The following is a 20,294-nucleotide window of genomic DNA, read 5'->3' on the forward strand; positions in this document are numbered from 1 at the left end:
CCATCTTGCAAAATATATTTGATAATTTAGATGCTGTATGTAAAAGCCTACCTAAAAATATACGTTCCATACAATCGTAAATCTATATATGTAGATTTAATGCATATTAGGTTTACTTATTAAGTTGTATTACAGTCTTTAGATAGAGTATAATTAATGAGATGATAAAAAACATGCCTATTGGAGGAGTAATATGAAACAGTGTATGGATTCAGAAAATCTGCATCGCCGATTGCGTAAAATCTTAGGTCAAGTGCAAGCTATTGATCGAATGATTGAAGAAGACATTCCTTGCGAAGATGTGTTGAGCCAAATTAATGCAGCTAAGTCTGCACTACACAAGGTAGGACAAGTAGTTCTTGAAGGTCACATCAACCACTGCGTACGTGATGGTATCGAGCATGGCGACGTAGACAAAACTATTAGCGACTTTACAAAAGCTGTAGAACGCTTTGCTAATATGGGAAAATAGAGAAGAGGCTAAATCGCCTCTTCTTTTTTTGGGGTTATAGGACAAAACGTGTTGGTTTTATAGGGGATGGAGCCAGTAAATTACTGCTTCCATCGCCATTTTAAGTTCTTTTGATAAACTTAGAGGGTGGACAAAATGTGTTGGTAAAAAGTCCCAAACCCCTTGATTTTACTGGCTTCAACAAGGTTATATCTTCTTAGAAAATCGTGTTCTAAGTGGAGGGAATAATCATGCTGGTAAGATGTATAAATTGTGGATTTTCTTGTCAAAAATATGGGAAAACTAAAGCTGGATCACAACGATGGCATTGTAAGCAGTGTAACATCACCTTTACACAAACTATTGATAATACTACTAAATGTTTTCATCGATTTCTAAATTGGTTATTTAGTAAAGAAACACAACAGGACATGCCTGGGCAGGGCCGTACATTTCGTAGACAGATAGCTGATTTCTGGCAAATATGGCCTATGCCGCCCAAAATTGAAACCTCGAGAGATGTGGTATTCGTTGATGGTATTTACTTAGCTAAAAAAGCTTGTATTTTGATCTGTTATGATGGTGAATATGTATTAGGGTGGTATTTATGTAGGTCAGAACAGTCTCGCTCATGGCAAGCTCTTATGCAGCGAATAGCGACACCCATTGTGGTCGTTTCTGATGGTGGACCTGGTCTTAGAAAAGCATTAAAAAAAGTTTGGCGTACCGCCAAGCTTCAACGTTGTATTGTTCATGCCGTATGGCAAGTGCATCGCTACACTACTAGACGACCTAAGACGTTAGCAGGCATTATGTTAAAAGATTTAGCAAGCGATTTATATAGTGTAAAAACACAGGAAGATGCACAAATATGGATTCAACGATTATTTAATTGGAGAGTGACTTTTAAAGAGTTTCTAAGTGAAATGACACGTGATAGTAATGATAATTTAAGAGCTACGCATGAACGCTTATTAAAAGCCTATAACTCTCTAGTGGTGTTAATTAATACAGAGACAATGTTTCGATATTTAGATGAAACATTGGTGTTAGATAAAGAATGTCCGAGGACTAATAACCCTATTGAAGGTGGGGTAAACGCACAACTCAGACGTTTATTGCGGTACCATCGAGGGATGTCTGTAGAAAAACGCATAAAAGCGGTCTTTTGGTGGTGTTATTTACACTCACCAAGACCGCTTCCTGCAAAAGAAATACTTAAGGTAATGCCAACTGATGCGAGTATTTCTAAAATATATAGATCTATGAATGAAAGAGCCCAACTTCAAGGCATAATTCCAACTTGGGGGGATGCCATTTCTTGGGGTGATTTGCATAACTATGACAAATTATCTTTCAATGATTGGGATTAAAGTACCAACACGTTTTGTCCTATAACCCTTTTTTTGCATAAAAAAAGACTCTACCGCAGTAGAGTCCTTTTTGTTTCACGCACAAATTAGTCGTGATTAGTTGTTAAGAATTCGCTCAATGCAACGAGTGCGTCGTCTTCGTCAGCACCGTCAGCTGTTAAAGTAACAGATGTACCTTTTGTAGCGCCCAAAGTCAATACAGTTAAGATGGATTTAGCATCAGCTGTTTTGCCGTTAGCAGCGATTGTCACTTTGGAAGCATATTTAGCAGCCAATTGTGTGAAAGCTGTAGCAGGACGAGCGTGTAAACCAGATTCATTTGTAATTTCTACTGTTAATTCTTTCATGGTAACCTCTTTCTATCTCGATAGGCAGAGCCTATCCCTTACGTTCTAATAGATATATTGTATCAATTATAAGCGTATCAATTCAAGTATATTACATATGATTATGATGAAGCTTTACCAATTATAGTAAGCCTTTTTCTATTAATACGGATTTAGCATGCCCTGTAATTTCTTCAGCCGTGTCCATAGTAAGAGCTTTATTGGCCACCTCTTCACATTCTGCTTTAGAAACGGAACGCAAGATATTTTTGATAAGTGGAATAGAAGATGCTGTCATGGAGAACTCGTCTAGGCCTAGACCTAACAAAATCATTGTAGCCACAGGATCACTAGCAAGCTCACCACACATGCCTGTGAATTTGCCGTGTTCATGGCTAGCATCGATAACATGCTTGATAAGACGTATCACACCTGGATGCAATGGTTGATAGAGACTACCGATAGCTTCATTCATACGGTCTACAGCCAAAGTGTATTGGCATAAATCGTTTGTACCGATACTGAAGAAGTCCACATATTTTGCTAAGATTGGAGAAATAACAGCTGCCGCTGGCACTTCGATCATGATACCAACCTTAATATCCTTATTGAACTCTTTGCCTTCTGCTGTAAGTTCTTCCTTACATTCATCAAGCATAGCATTCGCTTGTTTTACTTCTTCTACAGAAGCAATCATAGGATACATGATGTGAATATCACCAAAGGCACTAGCGCGCAACAAGGCACGCAATTGCACTTTGAAAATATCTGGACGATTTAAGGAAATACGGATAGCACGATAGCCGAGGAATGGATTCATTTCGCTTGGCAAATCAAGGCATTTTAATTCCTTGTCGCCGCCGATGTCCATAGTACGGATGATAACCGGTTTGCCCTTCATATCTTGGGCAACCTTTTTATATTCTTCAAATTGTACATCTTCTGCTGGCAATTCGTCGTTTTCCATATAAAGGAATTCTGTACGGTACAAGCCGATACCTTGAGCACCCATAGTAAGAGCATTTTTAGCATCTTTTGCTTTACCGATATTGCCGAATAATTCTACATAATGACCATCAGTCGTAGTGGCTTCTAAGTTCGCAGACTCTCGCAAGCGTTTTAATTCCTCTTGGAATGCCGCAGCTTGGTTTGTATATTCAGCCCAATCTGCATCAGATGGATTCATTTCTACGATACCATCTGTGCCAAGAACTACTGCTTTATCGCCATCTACGAAGCTTTCAATATCACCAACGCCCATAACAGCAGGGATTTCCAAGGTGCGAGCCATGATAGCCGCATGAGAAGTAGGACCGCCTGCCGCTGTTACGATTCCTTTTACTACATTTTTGTCGAGAGAAGCCGTATCGGATGGTGCCAAATCTTGAGCCACCAAAATAACTTCCCCAGAAATATGAGATAAACCACGTGGGTTCATACCTAACATGTTGCGCATCAAACGGTCACCGATATCCTTAATATCAGCACCGCGTTCGCGCATATATGGATCTTCCATACCGAGGAAGATATTCGCAAAGGTTTCAATGGTTTGAGCTGTAGCCGCTACAACATTAGTATGGCCAGACTCAACGAGGGATTTAATACCATCAGATAAAGATGGGTCTTGCGCGATTTGCATATGCGCCTCAAAAATAGCCGCCTCTTCAGGGCCCATTTCGTCTAACGCTTTTTGACGAATCGTATCCAATTGTTTTAGAGTCGCCGCCATAGCCGCTGCAAACTTGCCAATCTCTTCTTCTACCTTGTCCTCAGCCACGGTGTAATCAGGAATGACAATTTCCTCTTGAATATATCTATATACATTGCCTACTGCAACGCCACGAGATCCAGAAATCCCTTGAATTCGCATATGTGTTCCTCTTTCTATTACGATAAACTACATTACTCTTTATTTTATCATTTCTCCGTTAAACAATAAAGTAATTAGACAATATCTATCAGCCTTATTACCTGTCCCATATGGGTTGTTTTTGACTCATTAAGCAATTTAATCGACTACTAAATTCAGGTTAATTTTTTGTCTTTTTCGCCATATTTTTATAAGATTTTATCTCATAATCAAGTGCCATTTATGTTATAATATAGAATATATAATTATATACATCTGAGACTTTCACGGGCTTCATGGTGAAAGTCTTACTTATTGATAGGAGACTTTATGAAATTAACTAAAATGCATGGTCTCGGCAATGATTTTATCCTCTTTGCTGACCCAAAAGGGACTGAAAAAGATTACACAGACCTCGCTATTCGCCTTTGCGATCGCCGCACAGGTATTGGCGCCGACGGTCTTGCCATTCTAGTTCCTTCTGAAACATGCGATGTACGCATGCGCATCATCAACTCCGATGGTAGTGAAGCAGAAATGTGCGGCAACGCCATTCGTTGCTTTGCCAAATACGCTTACGAACACGGTGAAACTACGAAAGAGACTTTCACCATCGAAACATTAGCAGGTGTAATGAAACCTTCCTTGACCATCGAAAATGGCATCGTAACACAAGTTACAGTAGACATGGGCAAACCATTCTTTAAATCTCAAGACATTCCTATGAATGTAGATATGGATAAGGTTATCGACGTAGACCTCGACGTAAACGGCGAAACCGTAACGGTCAGCTCCGTATTGCTCGGTGTGCCGCACACAGAGGTGTTCATCGACGATATTACAAAAGCACCTGTAACAACACAAGGGCCTATCCTTGAAAAACACGATGCGTTCCCAGCCAATACAAATGTTAACTACATCGAAGTAATAAACGACAAGCATATCAAGGTGCGCACTTGGGAACGCGGCGCAGGTGCTACATTAGCATGTGGTACAGGCTCTTGCGCCTCTGCCGTTATGTCCTTCGAAAAAGGCTTAACAGGCCGCGAAGTAGATGTAGAGCTCTATTTAGGAACATTACATATTTCATACTTGGAGGATGGCACGGTGCTCATGACTGGCCCTGCTGAGGAAGTCTTCGAAACAGAACTTCCTATCGATTAAGATGAAGTGGTTACAACTCATATTAAATGCGTTTCTAAAGTATCAACAAGGCCGTTCTCTAATGCCGAAAAATACGGAGTCGCTCATAGGTTTACTCATATCTATCCTCGTCATTATCATCGCCGTAGCTAACGGTATTGCTATTGGTTACGCCTTGATAGTGGTATGGTGCATCATGGCCTATGTATTCTATCGCAAAGGATACCAACCAAAAGAACTGCTAAACCTATCATGGACAGGTGCTAAAACCTCGATTGTGGTAATGCAAATATTCTTGCTTATCGGTTGGCTCATTGCTATGTGGCAAGCAGCAGGCATTATCCCAATGATTATCGCCACCGGCATCGACTTGATTAATCCGTCCCTCTTTATTGCTTGTGCCTTCTTATTAACAGCAATTGTTAGCATGGTATTAGGTACAGCTTTCGGTACTGTAGGCACCATAGGCATTGTACTCATCACGATGGCAAGAGCCGGTAATATTCCAGAGAATATCGTAGCTGGTGCCATTATAGCAGGTGCGTACTTTGGCGATCGCAATGGTCCTTTATCATCTAGCGCCTCTCTCGTAGCGGCTTTAACGCATACAAAGGTACCAACCAATATCTCTATTATGTTTAAGGATGGTCTGCCAGCACTTGTGATTTCCACAGTGCTTTATCTATTACTATCTCAGTGGTTCCCACTCAACTATACTAATAGCTTACTGCCTGATACAATCCACTTTGTATTCAACATCGATTGGACCTTATGGATTCCAGTGATTATCGTCATCGCTTTATTGCCTTTGAAAGTATCTATCCGTTGGCCTATCGGCCTCAGCGCATTAGCCGCAGCCATTCTTGCTTATACTAATCAAGGGGCTACCCTTTCCGAATTGGGATGGTATACCTTAACAGGCTTTGAACTACCACATTATAATCCACTAGCAGATATCATTCACGGCGGTGGGCTGCAAACAATGTTCATTCCTACATTATCCATCTTTATGGCCACTGCCATTTCTGGCATGCTCGAAGGGGTTGGCTTCTGGAATGATGTTAGACAACTATTAGAGCGAGCTAAAACGCGGAGCGATGTATTTGCTGCCAATGTAGGTCTCGCACTCTTAACCGGCGCTGTAGGTTGTAGCCAAGCTATTGCGGTTGTGATGACACATTCTATTATGCGTATAACCTACGCTCAACGGGGTATTCAAGATGAAGATGTGATGCTCGACTTTGAAAACAGCGGCATCGTCATTGCCGCCTTACTACCATGGAACATCGCTGCTTATGTACCTGTAGTTATGATGGGTACTAGCACAGCCGGCTATGTACCATTCGCCTTCTTCCTATATCTCGTACCGCTCCTTTACTGGTTACGACTACGGAAGCAAGATCAACCAATCATACGCTAATTACAAAATCAATCATACACTAATTACAAAATCAACAAATCATAGGCTAATTAATCTTAAAAGGGGAATTTGTATGATTTACACCATTACCTTTAACCCAGCCCTCGATTATATCGTGCGCCTAGATCACCTCAAGACGGGCACCATTAATCGTACAACTCAAGAATACGTTCTTGGTGGTGGCAAGGGTATCAACGTATCTATCGTGCTTAACAACTTGGGCATGGATACAACGGCACTCGGTTTCATCGCCGGCTTTACAGGTGAAGAAATCGTAACACAGCTCAATAGCTTCGGCGTAAAAGAAGATTTCATTCGACTCCGCGAAGGATTAACCCGCATCAATGTTAAGGTGAAAGCCTCTGATGAGGAAACAGAGATCAACGGCCGTGGTCCAATTATCTCGGACGACGAATTAAAAGCCCTCTACAAACAGCTCGATGCATTGACAGATAAGGATACACTAATCCTTGCAGGCAGTATTCCTTCTAGCTTACCTAGCGATATGTACGAGCTCATTATGGAGCGCTTGCAACATAAAAATATTCGCATCGTCGTAGATGCTACAAAGGATTTACTTACACGAGTATTGCCATATAAACCGTTCTTGATTAAACCTAACAATCATGAGCTTAGCGAAATCTTTGGTCGCCCCCTTTCTACAAAGGAGGACCTCGTAGAAGCTGCCAAAGCATTGCAAGAGAAAGGCGCACAGCATGTGCTTATCTCTATGGCTGGTGATGGAGCTATCTTGGTCGCAGCTGATGGCACTGTATATACGAGCCCTGCCCCTAAGGGGACGCTCGTAAATTCTGTAGGCGCTGGCGATTCCATGGTAGCAGGCTTTATTACAGGCTTTGAAAAGACAGGGGATCTACAAGAGGCTCTATACTGGGGTATCTCCAGTGGCTCTGCCTCCGCTTACTCTGAAAATCTCGCTACACTGACAGAAGTAGAAGCATTACTTTCACAAGTACAAGTTAACTAGTTTTACATTTTATTTGCATCAAGGAGTACACATATGCAAATCACTGATTTATTAAAACCTCAATCCGTCCTGCTAAATGCGGACCCTGTTACAAAGGCTGACGCTATTTATACCTTAGGGGAGTTAATGGAAAAAGGTGGCAACCTCATCGACAAAGGTGAGTACTTAGCAGCCGTTTTTGCTCGCGAAGAATCTGGTTCTACCGGCCTTGGTGACGGCATCGCTACACCACATGCCAAATCCGCAGGCGTAAAAGAAGCAGGCCTAGCAGCTATGGTTGTGCCTCACGGCGTAGACTTCGAAGCACTCGACGGTCAACCATCTCGTTTATTCTTTATGATTGCTGCACCAGAAGGCGCAGCTGACACTCATGTAGAGGTATTGAGCCAATTAGCTATGATGGTTATCGACCCTGATTTCAAAGAAGCCCTCATCGCTGCTCCTACTGTAGAACGTTTCTTAGAACTCATAACAGCTAAAGAGCAAGGTAACTTTGATCCATCCGTTGAAGGATATATCAAACAACCAGAATCTCAAGAGACTCCAAGTATTACCGATGCTATCGAAGCTAAAGCTACGGAAGCTATCGAAAAAGTGGCCCCTAAGATTTCTGTAGATAACCCGCACTACGATGTATTGGCTGTAACTGGTTGCCCTACTGGTATCGCTCATACCTACATGGCTGCAGAATCCTTAGAGCGTAAAGCGAAAGAAATGGGCATTTCCTTAAAGGTTGAGAAAAATGGTGCTTCTGGTGTTAAAGATGCTCTTACAGCAGAAGAAATCGCTCATGCTAAATGCATCATCGTCGCTTCTGACCGTCAAGTAGAAATGGCACGCTTCAATGGCAAGCCTATGATTCAAACTAAGGTTGCGAACGGTATCAATAAAGCAGAAGAGCTTTTGACAGAAGCCATGGCCGGCACAGCAGCTGTATACCAAGCATCAGCAGCAGACCGTGAAGCGGCTGAAATCGCTGCTAGCGCATCTGACAGCGTAGGTCGTCAAATCTACAAACACTTGATGAACGGTGTATCTCACATGTTGCCATTCGTTATTGGTGGCGGTATCTTGATTGCCCTTGCATTCCTATTCGATATATTCGATCCTGCAAATCCTAAAAACTTCGGTTCTGGTACACCTTTATCTGCGTTCTTAATGCAAATCGGTGGTGCATCCTTTGGCTTCATGTTGCCAGTATTAGCTGGTTACATTGCTATGAGTATTGCTGACCGCCCAGGTCTTGTAGCTGGTTTCGTTGGTGGCTTATTGGCTAACCAAGGTGGCTCTGGTTTCCTTGGCGCATTGATCGCCGGCTTTGCAGCAGGTTATTTAGTATTATTAGTTAAGAAATTAGTCTCTGGTTTGCCTCAAGCATTGGAAGGTACAAAACCAGTTCTCTTCTATCCTGTACTTGGTGTATTGTTCATAGGTCTTGCCATTACCTTCGTAATCAATCCTCCTGTATCTGCACTTAACCACTGGTTAATGGACTCCTTACAATCCATGGGCACTACTAGCCGCGTATTGTTAGGTCTCATCTTTGGTGCTATGATGTCCGTTGATATGGGTGGCCCTGTAAACAAAGCTGCTTACGTTATCGGTACTGGCGCACTTGCTACTGGTGAATATGGTATCATGGCGGCTGTAATGGCAGGTGGTATGGTTCCTCCGTTGGCAATCGCTCTTTGTACTACATTCTTCCCTAGCCGCTTCACAGAAGCAGAACGCAAATCTGGTATTACAAACTATATTATGGGTCTTTCCTTCATCACAGAAGGTGCTATCCCATTTGCAGCGGCTGATCCAGTTCGCGTATTACCAGCTTGCATCATCGGTGCTGGTACAGCTGGTGCGTTGTCCATGTTCTTCGAATGTACACTACGCGCTCCTCACGGCGGTATCTTCGTAGTACCTACAATCGGCAACCCACTCCTATACCTTGCATCCATCGCAATTGGTTCCGTTGTGGCTTGCTTCATCTTGGCACTTGTAAAACCAAGCTTGAAAAAATAATTGTAAAAGCTAGTATAATACTAGTACATATGACAAAAACGTACATATGCTAAATAAGTACATATAGCAAAAGGACTAGAACAAAATGTTCTAGTCCTTTTCTTATGTAAAACACCCTATGCCATTCATGATATATGGTGTTTTTGATGCAATAAGTTATGAACTAAGCACTTTAAATTTATTTATATTTTTCTAAGTTTATTTTCTTCGTACTCATCCAGTATTCATCAATTCTTCTATAAATTGTACAAATATATCGATTTATGTTAAACTATATAAATATAAATAAATTTTAAAATTATAAATTATTTTTTTCAATTCTAGTTCGGAGAGTAATTCATGAAATCATCTAGGAAACGTAAGGTCACTGCCGCGTTTTTTGCAGCAGCAGCGTTGGGTGGTGTTGCCCACGCAGCCCCTACCCTCAACATGAATGATTTAGTAGGTTCGAATACTACCACTGAATCAACGACTCAAGCCACTACAAATGTAGGAGCCCCAGTCGTACGACCTGTAGTAACCCAACCTACCCCACCAATTACACAAACAACTGTTGTTACTCAACAACAAGCACCCGTAAGACCTACACAGGTACAACAAACGGTGCCAATGCAAACACAACCGGTGATGCAAGCACAAACAGTTAGACAACAAACTGTAACAACGCAAGCGCTGCCAAAGGTAACACCTTTGATTCCTCGTGTACGTCCAGTACCAGTAACAGATACTGCGAAAGCTTTATCTCAACAACATATGGCGGTTTCTCAACCACAATACGTTGTTAATAAACAAACTAACACTGTTATGGAGCCAACATTGGCTATGCATAGCTTGATGAATGTACAACGGAAAACAGAACCTGTTACTGTACAAAAACAAGTGGATGGCAAGCAACAAATTCAAACTACACAAGTACAACGTACGCCTGTAGTTGTACAAGAGCAATCTACTATGCCGTTAACAGTTGCAAATACAACAACTACTAAACCCGTGGTAGCTAAACAAAAATTGACTATCCGCGATATTCAACGTGCTGAACGTGAAAGAATCGCTCAATTAGAAGCAGAAGAAGCAGCTAAACAAAGTGGCGTGGTCCAAGTTGATCAACAAATGGCTGCCCAAAAGCAAGCCGAGGCTCAACGTCAAGCAGCAATTCTCGGTGAGCAACAACGTCAAATGGCGTTGCAAGCTGAGCAACAACGTATTGCCCAACAGCAAGCCGAAGCTCAACGTCAAGCAGCAATTCTTGCTGAACAACAACGTCAAATGGCGTTACAAGCTGAGCAACAACGTATTGCCCAACAGCAAGCCGAGGCTCAACGTCAAACAGCAATTCTTGCTGAACAACAACGTCTTGCGGCTGAGCAAGCTGAAGCGCAACGCCAAGCGGCTCTAAGAGCGGAGCAAGAGCGTATTGCAGCTCAACAAGCAGAGCAAGCACGTATTGCAGAAGCACAGCGTCAAGCGGCTGAACAAGAACGCCTTCGTATCCAAGAAGAGCAACGTCGTATCGCTTTACAACAAGCAGAGCAACAACGTCTTGCGGCTGAGCAAGCTGAGGCACAACGCCAAGCAGCTTTAAAAGCGGAGCAAGAGCGTATTGCAGCTCAACAAGCGGAACAACAACGTATTGCAGCTGAGCAAGCCGAGGCTCAACGCCAAGCAGCTCTAAAAGCTGAACAAGAGCGTATTGCGGCTCAACAAGCTGAACAACAACGTATTGCTGCTGAGCAAGCTGAGGCACAACGCCAAGCGGCTTTAAAAGCGGAGCAAGAACGTATCGCAGCTCAACAAGCAGAGCAACAACGTATTGCTGCTGAACAAGCTGAAGCGCAACGCCAAGCTGTTCTAAAAGCAGAACAAGAGCGTATTGCTGCCGAGCAAGCTGAGGCTCAACGCCAAGCGGCTTTAAAAGCAGAACAAGAACGCATTGCAGCTCTACAAGCGGAACAACAACGTATCGCGGCTGAGCAAGCTGAGGCACAACGCCAAGCGGCTCTAAAAGCAGAACGCGAACGTATCCTTGCTCAACAAGCTGAGGAAGAACGTTTAGCTGCTGAAGAAGCTGCGCGTCAACGTGCAGAAGCTGCCGCTAAAGCTGAAGCAGAACGCCAAGCAGCCCTAAAAGCAGAACAAGAGCGTATCGCGGCTGAGCAAGCTAAAGCTGAACGTGAAGCTGCTATCAAAGCAGAACAAGAACGTATCGCAGCTGAGCAAGCAGAAATTGCAAGACAAGCTGCGATCAAAGAAGAACAAGAACGTTTAGCTGCTGAGCAATTAGCAAAAGAAGAAGCGGAAGCTGCTGCTAAGGCTCAAGCTGAAGCTGAAGCAAAAGCTAAAGCCGAGGCTGAAGCTAAGGCTAAAGCACAAGCTGAGGCTGAAGCCGCTGCTAAAGCTCAAGCTGAGGCTGAAGCAAAAGCCAAAGCAGAAGCTGAGGCCGCTGCTAAAGCTCAAGCTGAGGCTGAAGAAAAAGCTAAAGTCGAAGCTAATGTTCAAGAAAGCAAATTGCCTCAATCCTATGTAGATGCTCGTAATGAGGCATCCACTAAAGGATCTGCTGTAGTAGAAGAGAAAGATATTCTTTCCCAACCAATGGAGCCACCATTGCAAGCCGATGCATCTTCAAAGATTAGCCTTGCCTTCGACGTGAAAAATTACGAATCTATGTCTACAACAGTAGATAATAAGGAAATCAAATATCGCGCCTTCGAATATATCCCTTACGTGGCTAATCCTATCGATATCGATCAACAGTACATGAACATTTATGTACCAGAAGAATACTTCAACAACGGTACTGTAAATGGTTACAATACACAAACAGCCCCTATCTTCATGCCAAATGCGGTAGGTGGTTACATGCCAAGCCAAGCTATGACTCCAAAAGTAGAAAATGGCAAACCTAACAGTGTTGTATATGCATTATCCCGTGGTTACGTAGTAGCCTCTCCAGCTACACGTGGTCGTACTAACAAAGCATCCGATGGCAACTTCATCGGCAAAGCACCAGCAGTAATCGTTGACTTACAAGCAGCTACGGCATACTTGCATGCAAACGATTCCACTATGCCAGGTAATGCAAATCGCATTATCACCAATGGTACAAGTGCTGGCGGTGCGGTATCCTTGTTACAAGGCGCTGCAGGCAACAGCTCCGACTTCCAACCATATTTACAAGCATTAGGTGCGGCTACAGCGGCAACTAATGTATATGCAGTTTCTGCGTACGCCCCTATTACTAACCTTGATGCGGCAGATATGGCTTATGAATGGAGCTATAATGGTATTACCTCCTCCAACAAAGTATCCATGAGTCATGATGATGTGGCTTACTCCAATCTGCTTAACGAACACTTCCCTGATTACGTAAATAACTTACAATTACATGACTCTGTAGGTCGTGTGTTGAAATTAGATAAGAATGGTAACGGTACTTTCAAAAACTATGTGAAAGAATTTATCATTGCAGCTGCTAACAAGGCACAAGCTAAAGGTACTGATTTATCTAAACATACATATCTTGTACGTGATAATAAAACTGGTACAATCAAAGATATTAACTGGGAAGCTTATAACCGCTTTGTAAGTCGTTCTAAAGCTCCAGGTGCATTCGATTCCCGATCTAATGACTCTGGCGAGAACAACTTATTTGGTACAAGTACAACAGATAATAATCACTTTACAATTACTGCAGCTTTACACGATACAACCTCTAATCCAGAGGCATATGTACAAAATGCTAAAGTCGTTACTATGATGAACCCAATGAACTATCTCGGCTCTCCAGCAGCGACAAATGCTCAGTTCTATCGCATCCGCTACGGTACAGCTGATAGCAATACATCTGTAGCAATTCCATTGATTGTTGGTACCCGTGCTCAAAACCTTGGGTATAAAGTAGATATGGCTACACCATTTGATGTAAACCATTCTGGTGACTACGATCTAGATGAATTATTCAACTGGATAGACAATATCGTTAAGAACGGTAGATAATTACAATTAAATACATACCATAACATAAAAGGAGCTACCTAGTAGCTCCTTTCTCTTTATGTTAAATAAATATCCCTAACATAAACTTCCACTATGTTAAGCACGAAAAAGCCCCTCAAAACGAGGGGCTTTGCTATATTAGGAAAGCATATTCAATACTTTCACCAATCATATTCTATTACACTTCAGGGAATAAAGCTGTAGACAAGTAGCGTTCACCTGTATCAGGAAGAATTACTACGATGTTTTTACCTTTATTTTCAGGACGTTTTGCCAACTCTTGAGCAGCCCAAAGAGCTGCACCAGAGGAAATACCTACCAATACGCCTTCTGTATGACCAAATGCTTGAGATGTAGCGAATGCATCTTCGTTAGTTACTTGGATTACTTCATCGTAAATGTTAGTATCCAAAGTATCAGGAATGAAGCCAGCGCCTAAGCCTTGAATTTTATGAGGGCCAGGTTTGCCATTAGACAATACTGGGGAATCAGTTGGTTCCACAGCCACAACTTTAACATCAGGGTTTTGTTCTTTTAAATAACGACCTGCACCTGTTAAAGTACCACCTGTACCAACACCTGCTACATAGATATCTACTGCACCATCTGTATCTTGCCAGATTTCAGGACCTGTAGTTCTGTAGTGAATTGTAGGGTTAGCTTGGTTTACGAATTGACCGGCTTCGATGGCACCAGCAGTAGCTGTTACGATTTCTTTAGCCTTTGCAATAGCACCTTTCATACCAAGAGAGCCATCAGTCAATACAAGTTGAGCACCATAGCCAAGCATCAATTTACGGCGTTCAACAGACATTGTTTCAGGCATTACGATAACTACTTTATAGCCAAGCGCTGCACCAACAGCAGATAAGCCAATACCTGTGTTACCAGATGTAGCTTCTACGATTGTACCACCTGGTTGTAATTCACCAGACTCAACAGCTGCTTGAATGATTGCTGCTGCAATACGGTCTTTTACAGAACCACCTGGATTAAAGTATTCCAATTTAGCGAGGATGTTAGCATCTGCACCAAATTTAGCACCAAAACGTGTAGCCGCTAATAGCGGTGTTTTACCAATTAATTCAACAAAAGATTTTGCAATTTTAGACATAGTAGTTACTCCTTATTAAATCGAACCATCCCAATTATCATATTTTGTATCAAGTTTAGCGTAAGTTCCGTCAATTACATCTTGAAGAGTTACGTTTTCTAAATAATCATGAATATAGTTTTGTAATCCTGCCCAGAAACCAACAGTGCGTTCGTTGATTACCGTATCAGTACTCACCCCTTCATCAAGGGTGGAAATGATAGCCATAGATTCCTCTGTAGCAAGCAAAATTTCAATAATTGTGTACTCTTTAGGGCTTTTAGACAATCGATAGCCGCCGTATTTACCACGAATGCTATCCACTAGGTTTGCAGCACCCAAACGAGCTACGATACCTTCTAGGTATTTTTCAGAAATGCCTTGTCGTTCTGCCACAGATCGCAAAGATACTGGTTTATCTTGACCTTGCTCTGCTAAATCAATGAGAACCATCAATGCATAACGACCCTTTGTGGAAATCCTCATATATCTTGCCTCTCTTTGTAAAAGTTAGTGCGCTAACACACCCCATGTTATAAAGCACTTGTTATACTATTTTTATAAAACCTTGTATATTACTAGGAATTAATTTCATTATAGACCACTCATGACAAAAAAGCAAGAACTTATTTCCTACTTTTACAAAGGGATATAGATAACACAAAAGGACCAGCCCGAAGGCCAGTCCTTTTGCGTATAGTTTGTAGTTTGTTATATGAGGTTTACCATGATGAATTGGAGAGGGTTCATCTGGTATTGGGACTTACCGTATCGTCAGGAAAACGATGCGCGCCCGTGTTCTTGTCATTTGAGGAGTTGTCTAGATTACTCTAGCACTTAAGTATAGGTTTCTAAATTAAATTTTACCTACAAGATCAAGACCTGGTTTTAAAGTGTCTTTACCTGGTTTCCAACGTGCAGGGCACACTTGGTCGCCATGTTTTGCTACGAATTGAGCAGCTTGTACTTTACGAACCAATTCTTCAGCGGAACGACCGATACCCATGTCATGGATTTCAGCTGTACGTACGAAGCCTTCTGGATCTACTACGAAAGTACCACGGTATGCCATAGCGGATTCTTCTTGGAATACATCGAAGAAGTCAGCTAATTCATGTTTTTTGTCAGCTAACATGTAGTACTCGATTTTATTGATAGTTGGAGAAGCATCAGACCATGCTTTGTGAACGAATTCGGAGTCACAAGATACGGAGTAAACTTCGCAACCCAATTCTTTCAACTCTGCATAGGAGTTTTGTACGTCTTCCAATTCAGTAGGGCACACAAATGTGAAATCTGCTGGATAGAATACGAATACAGACCATTTACCCAACACGTCTGCAGTGCTTACTTTTACCAATTCAGGTTTTTTGAAAGCATCAAGTGTAAATTCAGGAAGTTGTTTACCAATAATAGACATGTTATGTCCTCCTTGTGTGAGTTTCAAATTGTAATGATTATATTTGTATTGGTGTACTTAACACCATCGGTATATCTATCTTTGTCTATATAATAACAAATATCATTCAATATTGCAAGTGTTATTTTTAAATTTATCGATATATTTTTTCAATATTTTTCGATGTAAATAAAAAAGAAGAAAGATGCTCATTTCTGAGCATCTTTCTTCTTTTTACGTACTACAATAGATTTACTACTTATAGTAGAATGATCAAAAGCGATTAAACCCGCTATATTAGCAAGCCCTCTCCGTGCTATGTGACCAGTTGTAGATTGTTCTTTTCCCGATTTACCATATACAAACTGCTCTAGTTTGAGTGCAGCTAATATAAATATACCTATAATAGATAAAAGAGATCCCATGGCTCTACTCTATTTTTTTAGTTCTAAGATCGCATCTACTAAACCGCGGAATAATGGATGTGCATTATTTGGACGGGATTTAAGTTCTGGATGCGCTTGTGTACCGATGAAGAATGGATGATTTTTCACTTCTACACTTTCCACAAGACGACCATCTGGAGATGTACCAGAGATAACAAGACCAGCATCAGTCAATTGTTGACGGTATTCGTTATTGAATTCATAACGGTGACGATGACGTTCATAGATAAGGTCTTCCCCATATACTTCACGAGTTTTTGTACCCGCTTCTACTTTACATGGGTAAATACCAAGGCGCATTGTGCCGCCTTTTTTATCTACGTCAACTTGGTCACTCATCAAGTCGATCACTTTATATTTAGCATTTTCATCGAATTCGCTAGAAGTGGCACCTTCCATACCGCATACGTTACGAGCAAATTCCATTACTGCAGTTTGCATGCCAAGGCATAGACCAAGATATGGAATATTGTTTTCACGAGCGTATTGGATTGTGCGGATTTTACCTTCTACACCACGAGAGCCAAATCCACCAGGTACAATGATACCTTCAACACCATCAAATACCTCTTTAGGATCTATAGATGTATCATCAAGTTCTTCGGAGTCAATCCAACGAATATTCACTTTAGTACCCGTAGCAATACCAGCATGATCTAGAGCTTCAACTACGGATAAATACGCATCATGTAATGCTACGTATTTACCAACGATAGCCACTGTAATATCTTTGCTTGGGTTCAAAATTTTGTGAACCATTTCTTTCCATGCAGTCATATCGCAAGGACGTTCTTCAAGACCTAATTTTTTGATAACGATGTCATCAAGACCTTGGTCTTGCATCATCAATGGTACTTCATAGATGGAGCTGCAAGTTTTGTTTTCAATAACTGCTTCTGGTTCTACGTCGCAGAACAAAGCAAGTTTTTCTTTCATTTCATCAGAAATGTGTTTTTCGCTGCGGCACACCAAGATATCTGGTTGAATACCAATGCTGCGCAATTCTTTTACGCTGTGTTGTGTAGGTTTAGTTTTCAACTCGCCTGCTGCATTGATGTATGGTACCAATGTAACGTGAATGTATAGTACGTCGTTACGACCTACTTCTTTTTTCACTTGGCGGATAGCTTCCATGAACGGCAAGCTTTCAATATCGCCTACTGTACCGCCGATTTCAGTGATAACTACATCAGCGTTATCCTCTTTACCTACGCGGTATACATTTTGTTTAATTTCATTTGTAATATGTGGAATTACTTGTACAGTGCTGCCCAAGTAGTCACCTTTACGTTCTTTATTAATTACAGACCAGTACACTTTACCAGCTGTAATGTTGGAACGTTTACTAAGGTTAATATCGATGAAGCGTTCATAATGGCCTAAATCAAGGTCAGTTTCAGCGCCGTCATCTGTTACGAATACTTCACCATGTTGGTAAGGGCTCATCGTACCAGGGTCAATATTAATGTATGGGTCAAATTTTTGAATCGTTACATTGAAACCGCGGTTTTTAAGCAAGCGACCCAAGGATGCTGCTGTAATCCCTTTACCAAGAGAAGAAACAACGCCGCCAGTTACGAAAATATACTTAGTTGCCATGATGCCTCCCACCTATTACATTTTTTCCGGAGCGGAAATACCTAAAATACCCAAGCCTTGACGAAGTACGAGGGCAATCGCTGTGATTAATCCTAAACGAGCTTGTTGCAATGCTGGATCTACGCCAATGATACGACCTTGACGATAGAAGGAGTGGAACATACTTGCCAAATCGTATAAGTAACGAGCAATACGATGTGGTGCACGATGTTCAGCAGATTGAACTACCTCTTCTGGATATTCAGCTAATTTCTTAATTAATTCTAATTCCATTTCGCTTGTAAGCGTTGTGAAATCAGTTTCACTATAACCGCCAAATGCGATGCCAGCTTCACGCACTTGGTTGTAAATGCTGTGAATACGAGCATGAGCATATTGGATATAATACACTGGGTTATCATTGCTACGAGATTTCGCCAAGTTAATATCGAAATCAAGTTGGCTATCTAAGGAACGCATCAAGAAGAAATAACGAGATGCATCTACGCCTACTTCATCAATCAACTCATCTAATGTAACGCTATCGCCACTACGTTTAGATAATTTAACGAGTTCCCCATCGCGGAACAATGCTACCATTTGTAATAACAATATAGTTAATTGGTCTGGATCATAACCAAAAGCGGCCATAGCAGCTTTTACACGGCACACATAACCATGATGGTCAGCGCCCCAAATATCAATCATTTCTTTGAATCCACGATCATATTTGCTGCGGTGATATGCAATATCTGCCGCCAAGTATGTAGGAACGCCATTATCACGAATAACAACGCGGTCTTTATCGTCACCATAATCAGTGGATTTCAACCACAAAGCACCGTTTTTTTCGTATACTTTGCCAAGAACCTTCAGCGCCTCTATAGAGTGATGAATTTCCTCAGTTTCGTGAACAGTACGTTCAGAGAACCAATTATCAAAAGTAACGCGGAAGTTTCTCAATGTTTCCTCTAGGCGAGCTAGTTTTTCTTTAAGACCTTCCTCTTTGAACAAGGCAATACGATCTGCTTCGTTCATAGCATTCAATTTATCAAAGCCTTCCCGTTCTGCAATAGCTTTTGCAGTCTCGATAATATCAGGACCACGGTAGCCATTTTCAGGGAACACAAGAGCCCCTTCTGGAATATCGAATTCAGGCATGGAACCATCTTCGTTGCGCTTAGGTGGGAACACTAATGTAGCACCTTGCAACTCTTGGAAACGGTACTCAATGGAGATAGCCATATTATCGATTTGGTTACCCGCATCATTGATATAGTACTCAGACTGTACATTGTAACCTGCTGCACGCAACAAGTTTACAAGTGCACTACCATACGCAGCACCACGACCATGACCTACATGCAACGGACCTGTTGGGTTCGCACTTACGTACTCTACTTGAATCGTATCGCGTGCACGCAATGGTTGAACACCATACTGATCGCCAGCATTTAAAATGGCTTTCAGTGTATCGTACACCATATCAGATTTCAAGAAGAAGTTGATGAAACCTGCACCAGCAACCTCAGCACGTTCGAGCCAATCAAAATTCATATGGCTAATCAAAGCCTCTGCAATAGCACGAGGGTTTTGACGGGCTACACGAGCGGATTGCATAGCGATATTTGTAGAAAAATCACCGAATTCTTTTTGAGGTGGCACTTCGAGAACGATTTCTGGATATTCCCCAGCTGGTAAACCACCGCTGTTAATCGTATCTTGTAATGCCTGTTCAATCCCCGATTTCAGGATTTCCTTCATTTCCATGCTCTATATCCTCCCGCACGTCTATATCTAACTGATTATAAAATTGCCATTCACCTTCAACGGAAATGTCATATCCTAAATGAACATGACCTACGCCTTCGTGAAAGTCTACTGTTAATTCATGAGTGTTCACGGCCATGTGTAAATCACCATACGGTGTTTCATACACGGACTCGCGCTCTTCACCACGGACGTATTGATGACGCATATTCACAGCCCCTGTTCGGAGCAATACAATAGAGTCATCATGGATTTTAATGGTCGTCTTTACCCCATCTAAGCCAGTCACACTAGATTCTTCGTAACGCACATACTGGGCATTACCCTTTTCATGTGATGTACCTGGGGAAATCAGTTCCACTACGGTATCCTTGCCGTCCATATCTCGTTGTACACTTTTTACGGACACTAGAACCCGCTTCATTTTCAACCTCCATGGTAGTAAT

General features: G+C 41.8%; 16 protein-coding genes. 7 read left to right on the plus strand and 9 right to left on the minus strand.

Features of this window, described 5'->3' with window-relative positions; genetic code table 11:
- Positions 1–193: 193 nt before the first annotated feature.
- On the plus strand, positions 194–472 hold the full coding sequence (locus VEHSUH06_RS05520) for a metal-sensing transcriptional repressor (RefSeq protein WP_009352282.1): 279 nt from the start codon (positions 194–196) through the stop codon (positions 470–472).
- Between the two features lie 230 nt (positions 473–702).
- Positions 703–1,824, plus strand: coding sequence for an IS256-like element ISVat2 family transposase (locus VEHSUH06_RS05525; RefSeq protein ID WP_105097717.1), 1,122 nt, complete (start codon positions 703–705; stop codon positions 1,822–1,824).
- A gap of 86 nt (positions 1,825–1,910) precedes the next feature.
- Here the strand turns inward: VEHSUH06_RS05525 and VEHSUH06_RS05530 are convergent, their stop codons facing one another.
- Together VEHSUH06_RS05530 and ptsP are read right to left on the minus strand one after the other, a co-directional pair.
- Positions 1,911–2,171 carry an HPr family phosphocarrier protein gene (locus tag VEHSUH06_RS05530; protein ID WP_105098078.1) on the minus strand — a complete coding sequence of 87 codons (261 nt, stop codon included), beginning with the start codon at positions 2,169–2,171 and terminating at the stop codon, positions 1,911–1,913.
- Between the two features lie 121 nt (positions 2,172–2,292).
- A complete protein-coding gene (gene ptsP, locus VEHSUH06_RS05535; protein ID WP_105098079.1) occupies positions 2,293–4,020 on the minus strand; it encodes a phosphoenolpyruvate--protein phosphotransferase in 1,728 nt (575 codons plus the stop codon).
- A gap of 309 nt (positions 4,021–4,329) precedes the next feature.
- Between ptsP and dapF the strand changes: the two genes are divergently transcribed.
- The 5 genes from dapF to VEHSUH06_RS10750 all read left to right on the plus strand — a co-directional run bounded on the left by dapF (position 4,330) and on the right by VEHSUH06_RS10750 (position 13,562).
- Positions 4,330–5,163, plus strand: a complete 834-nt coding sequence (gene dapF / locus VEHSUH06_RS05540) for a diaminopimelate epimerase (RefSeq protein ID WP_105098080.1) — start codon at positions 4,330–4,332, stop codon at positions 5,161–5,163.
- 1 nt (position 5,164) lies between these two features.
- Positions 5,165–6,562: a Na+/H+ antiporter NhaC family protein gene (locus VEHSUH06_RS05545; RefSeq protein ID WP_105098081.1), complete on the plus strand. Its 1,398-nt coding sequence runs from the start codon at positions 5,165–5,167 to the stop codon at positions 6,560–6,562.
- Positions 6,563–6,635: 73 nt separating this feature from the next.
- The gene (gene pfkB, locus VEHSUH06_RS05550; protein WP_105081633.1) at positions 6,636–7,550 is read left to right on the plus strand and encodes a 1-phosphofructokinase; all 915 of its coding nucleotides are present in this window, start codon (positions 6,636–6,638) and stop codon (positions 7,548–7,550) included.
- Positions 7,551–7,583: 33 nt separating this feature from the next.
- On the plus strand, positions 7,584–9,566 hold the full coding sequence (locus VEHSUH06_RS05555) for a fructose-specific PTS transporter subunit EIIC (RefSeq protein WP_105098082.1): 1,983 nt from the start codon (positions 7,584–7,586) through the stop codon (positions 9,564–9,566).
- A 339-nt stretch (positions 9,567–9,905) separates the two neighbouring features.
- Entirely contained in the window at positions 9,906–13,562 is a 3,657-nt protein-coding gene (locus tag VEHSUH06_RS10750) for a subtype B tannase (protein ID WP_199179737.1), read from the plus strand.
- Positions 13,563–13,740: 178 nt separating this feature from the next.
- Here VEHSUH06_RS10750 and cysK read toward each other — a convergent pair whose 3' ends face one another.
- From cysK to VEHSUH06_RS05595, 7 genes are all read right to left on the minus strand, one after another.
- Positions 13,741–14,676, minus strand: coding sequence for a cysteine synthase A (cysK, locus tag VEHSUH06_RS05565; protein ID WP_105098083.1), 936 nt, complete (start codon positions 14,674–14,676; stop codon positions 13,741–13,743).
- Positions 14,677–14,691: 15 nt separating this feature from the next.
- Positions 14,692–15,141, minus strand: a complete 450-nt coding sequence (locus VEHSUH06_RS05570) for an Rrf2 family transcriptional regulator (protein ID WP_004698292.1) — start codon at positions 15,139–15,141, stop codon at positions 14,692–14,694.
- Positions 15,142–15,511: 370 nt separating this feature from the next.
- Positions 15,512–16,075 (minus strand): alkyl hydroperoxide reductase subunit C, encoded by a 564-nt coding sequence (gene ahpC / locus VEHSUH06_RS05575; protein ID WP_009352518.1) that lies wholly within the window; start codon positions 16,073–16,075, stop codon positions 15,512–15,514.
- 188 nt (positions 16,076–16,263) lie between these two features.
- On the minus strand, positions 16,264–16,479 hold the full coding sequence (locus tag VEHSUH06_RS05580; protein WP_105098084.1) for a hypothetical protein: 216 nt from the start codon (positions 16,477–16,479) through the stop codon (positions 16,264–16,266).
- Between the two features lie 9 nt (positions 16,480–16,488).
- Positions 16,489–18,099: a CTP synthase gene (locus VEHSUH06_RS05585; protein WP_009352524.1), complete on the minus strand. Its 1,611-nt coding sequence runs from the start codon at positions 18,097–18,099 to the stop codon at positions 16,489–16,491.
- Between the two features lie 15 nt (positions 18,100–18,114).
- Entirely contained in the window at positions 18,115–19,848 is a 1,734-nt protein-coding gene (argS, locus tag VEHSUH06_RS05590) for an arginine--tRNA ligase (RefSeq protein WP_105098085.1), read from the minus strand.
- Positions 19,814–20,272: a DUF1934 domain-containing protein gene (locus tag VEHSUH06_RS05595; protein WP_105081637.1), complete on the minus strand. Its 459-nt coding sequence runs from the start codon at positions 20,270–20,272 to the stop codon at positions 19,814–19,816. Before VEHSUH06_RS05595 ends, argS begins: the two co-directional genes overlap by 35 nt.
- Between the last annotated feature and the right edge of the window lie 22 nt (positions 20,273–20,294).

The sequence above is a fragment of the Veillonella sp. S13053-19 genome, assembly GCF_002959835.1.
Taxonomy (GTDB): Bacteria; Bacillota; Negativicutes; order Veillonellales; family Veillonellaceae; genus Veillonella; species Veillonella rogosae.

Excerpts from the sequence above, each read along its gene's own strand:
- cysK (WP_105098083.1), bottom strand. The coding sequence starts at position 14,676 with ATGTCTAAAATTGCAAAATCTTTTGTTGAATTAATTGGTAAAACACCG.
- argS (WP_105098085.1), bottom strand. The coding sequence starts at position 19,848 with ATGGAAATGAAGGAAATCCTGAAATCGGGGATTGAACAGGCATTACAA.
- ahpC (WP_009352518.1), bottom strand. The coding sequence starts at position 16,075 with ATGTCTATTATTGGTAAACAACTTCCTGAATTTACACTTGATGCTTTC.
- VEHSUH06_RS05580 (WP_105098084.1), bottom strand. The coding sequence starts at position 16,479 with ATGGGATCTCTTTTATCTATTATAGGTATATTTATATTAGCTGCACTC.
- VEHSUH06_RS05585 (WP_009352524.1), bottom strand. The coding sequence starts at position 18,099 with ATGGCAACTAAGTATATTTTCGTAACTGGCGGCGTTGTTTCTTCTCTT.
- dapF (WP_105098080.1), top strand. The coding sequence starts at position 4,330 with ATGAAATTAACTAAAATGCATGGTCTCGGCAATGATTTTATCCTCTTT.
- VEHSUH06_RS05525 (WP_105097717.1), top strand. The coding sequence starts at position 703 with ATGCTGGTAAGATGTATAAATTGTGGATTTTCTTGTCAAAAATATGGG.
- pfkB (WP_105081633.1), top strand. The coding sequence starts at position 6,636 with ATGATTTACACCATTACCTTTAACCCAGCCCTCGATTATATCGTGCGC.
- VEHSUH06_RS05595 (WP_105081637.1), bottom strand. The coding sequence starts at position 20,272 with ATGAAGCGGGTTCTAGTGTCCGTAAAAAGTGTACAACGAGATATGGAC.
- VEHSUH06_RS10750 (WP_199179737.1), top strand. The coding sequence starts at position 9,906 with ATGAAATCATCTAGGAAACGTAAGGTCACTGCCGCGTTTTTTGCAGCA.
- VEHSUH06_RS05545 (WP_105098081.1), top strand. The coding sequence starts at position 5,165 with ATGAAGTGGTTACAACTCATATTAAATGCGTTTCTAAAGTATCAACAA.
- VEHSUH06_RS05520 (WP_009352282.1), top strand. The coding sequence starts at position 194 with ATGAAACAGTGTATGGATTCAGAAAATCTGCATCGCCGATTGCGTAAA.
- VEHSUH06_RS05570 (WP_004698292.1), bottom strand. The coding sequence starts at position 15,141 with ATGAGGATTTCCACAAAGGGTCGTTATGCATTGATGGTTCTCATTGAT.
- VEHSUH06_RS05530 (WP_105098078.1), bottom strand. The coding sequence starts at position 2,171 with ATGAAAGAATTAACAGTAGAAATTACAAATGAATCTGGTTTACACGCT.
- VEHSUH06_RS05555 (WP_105098082.1), top strand. The coding sequence starts at position 7,584 with ATGCAAATCACTGATTTATTAAAACCTCAATCCGTCCTGCTAAATGCG.
- ptsP (WP_105098079.1), bottom strand. The coding sequence starts at position 4,020 with ATGCGAATTCAAGGGATTTCTGGATCTCGTGGCGTTGCAGTAGGCAAT.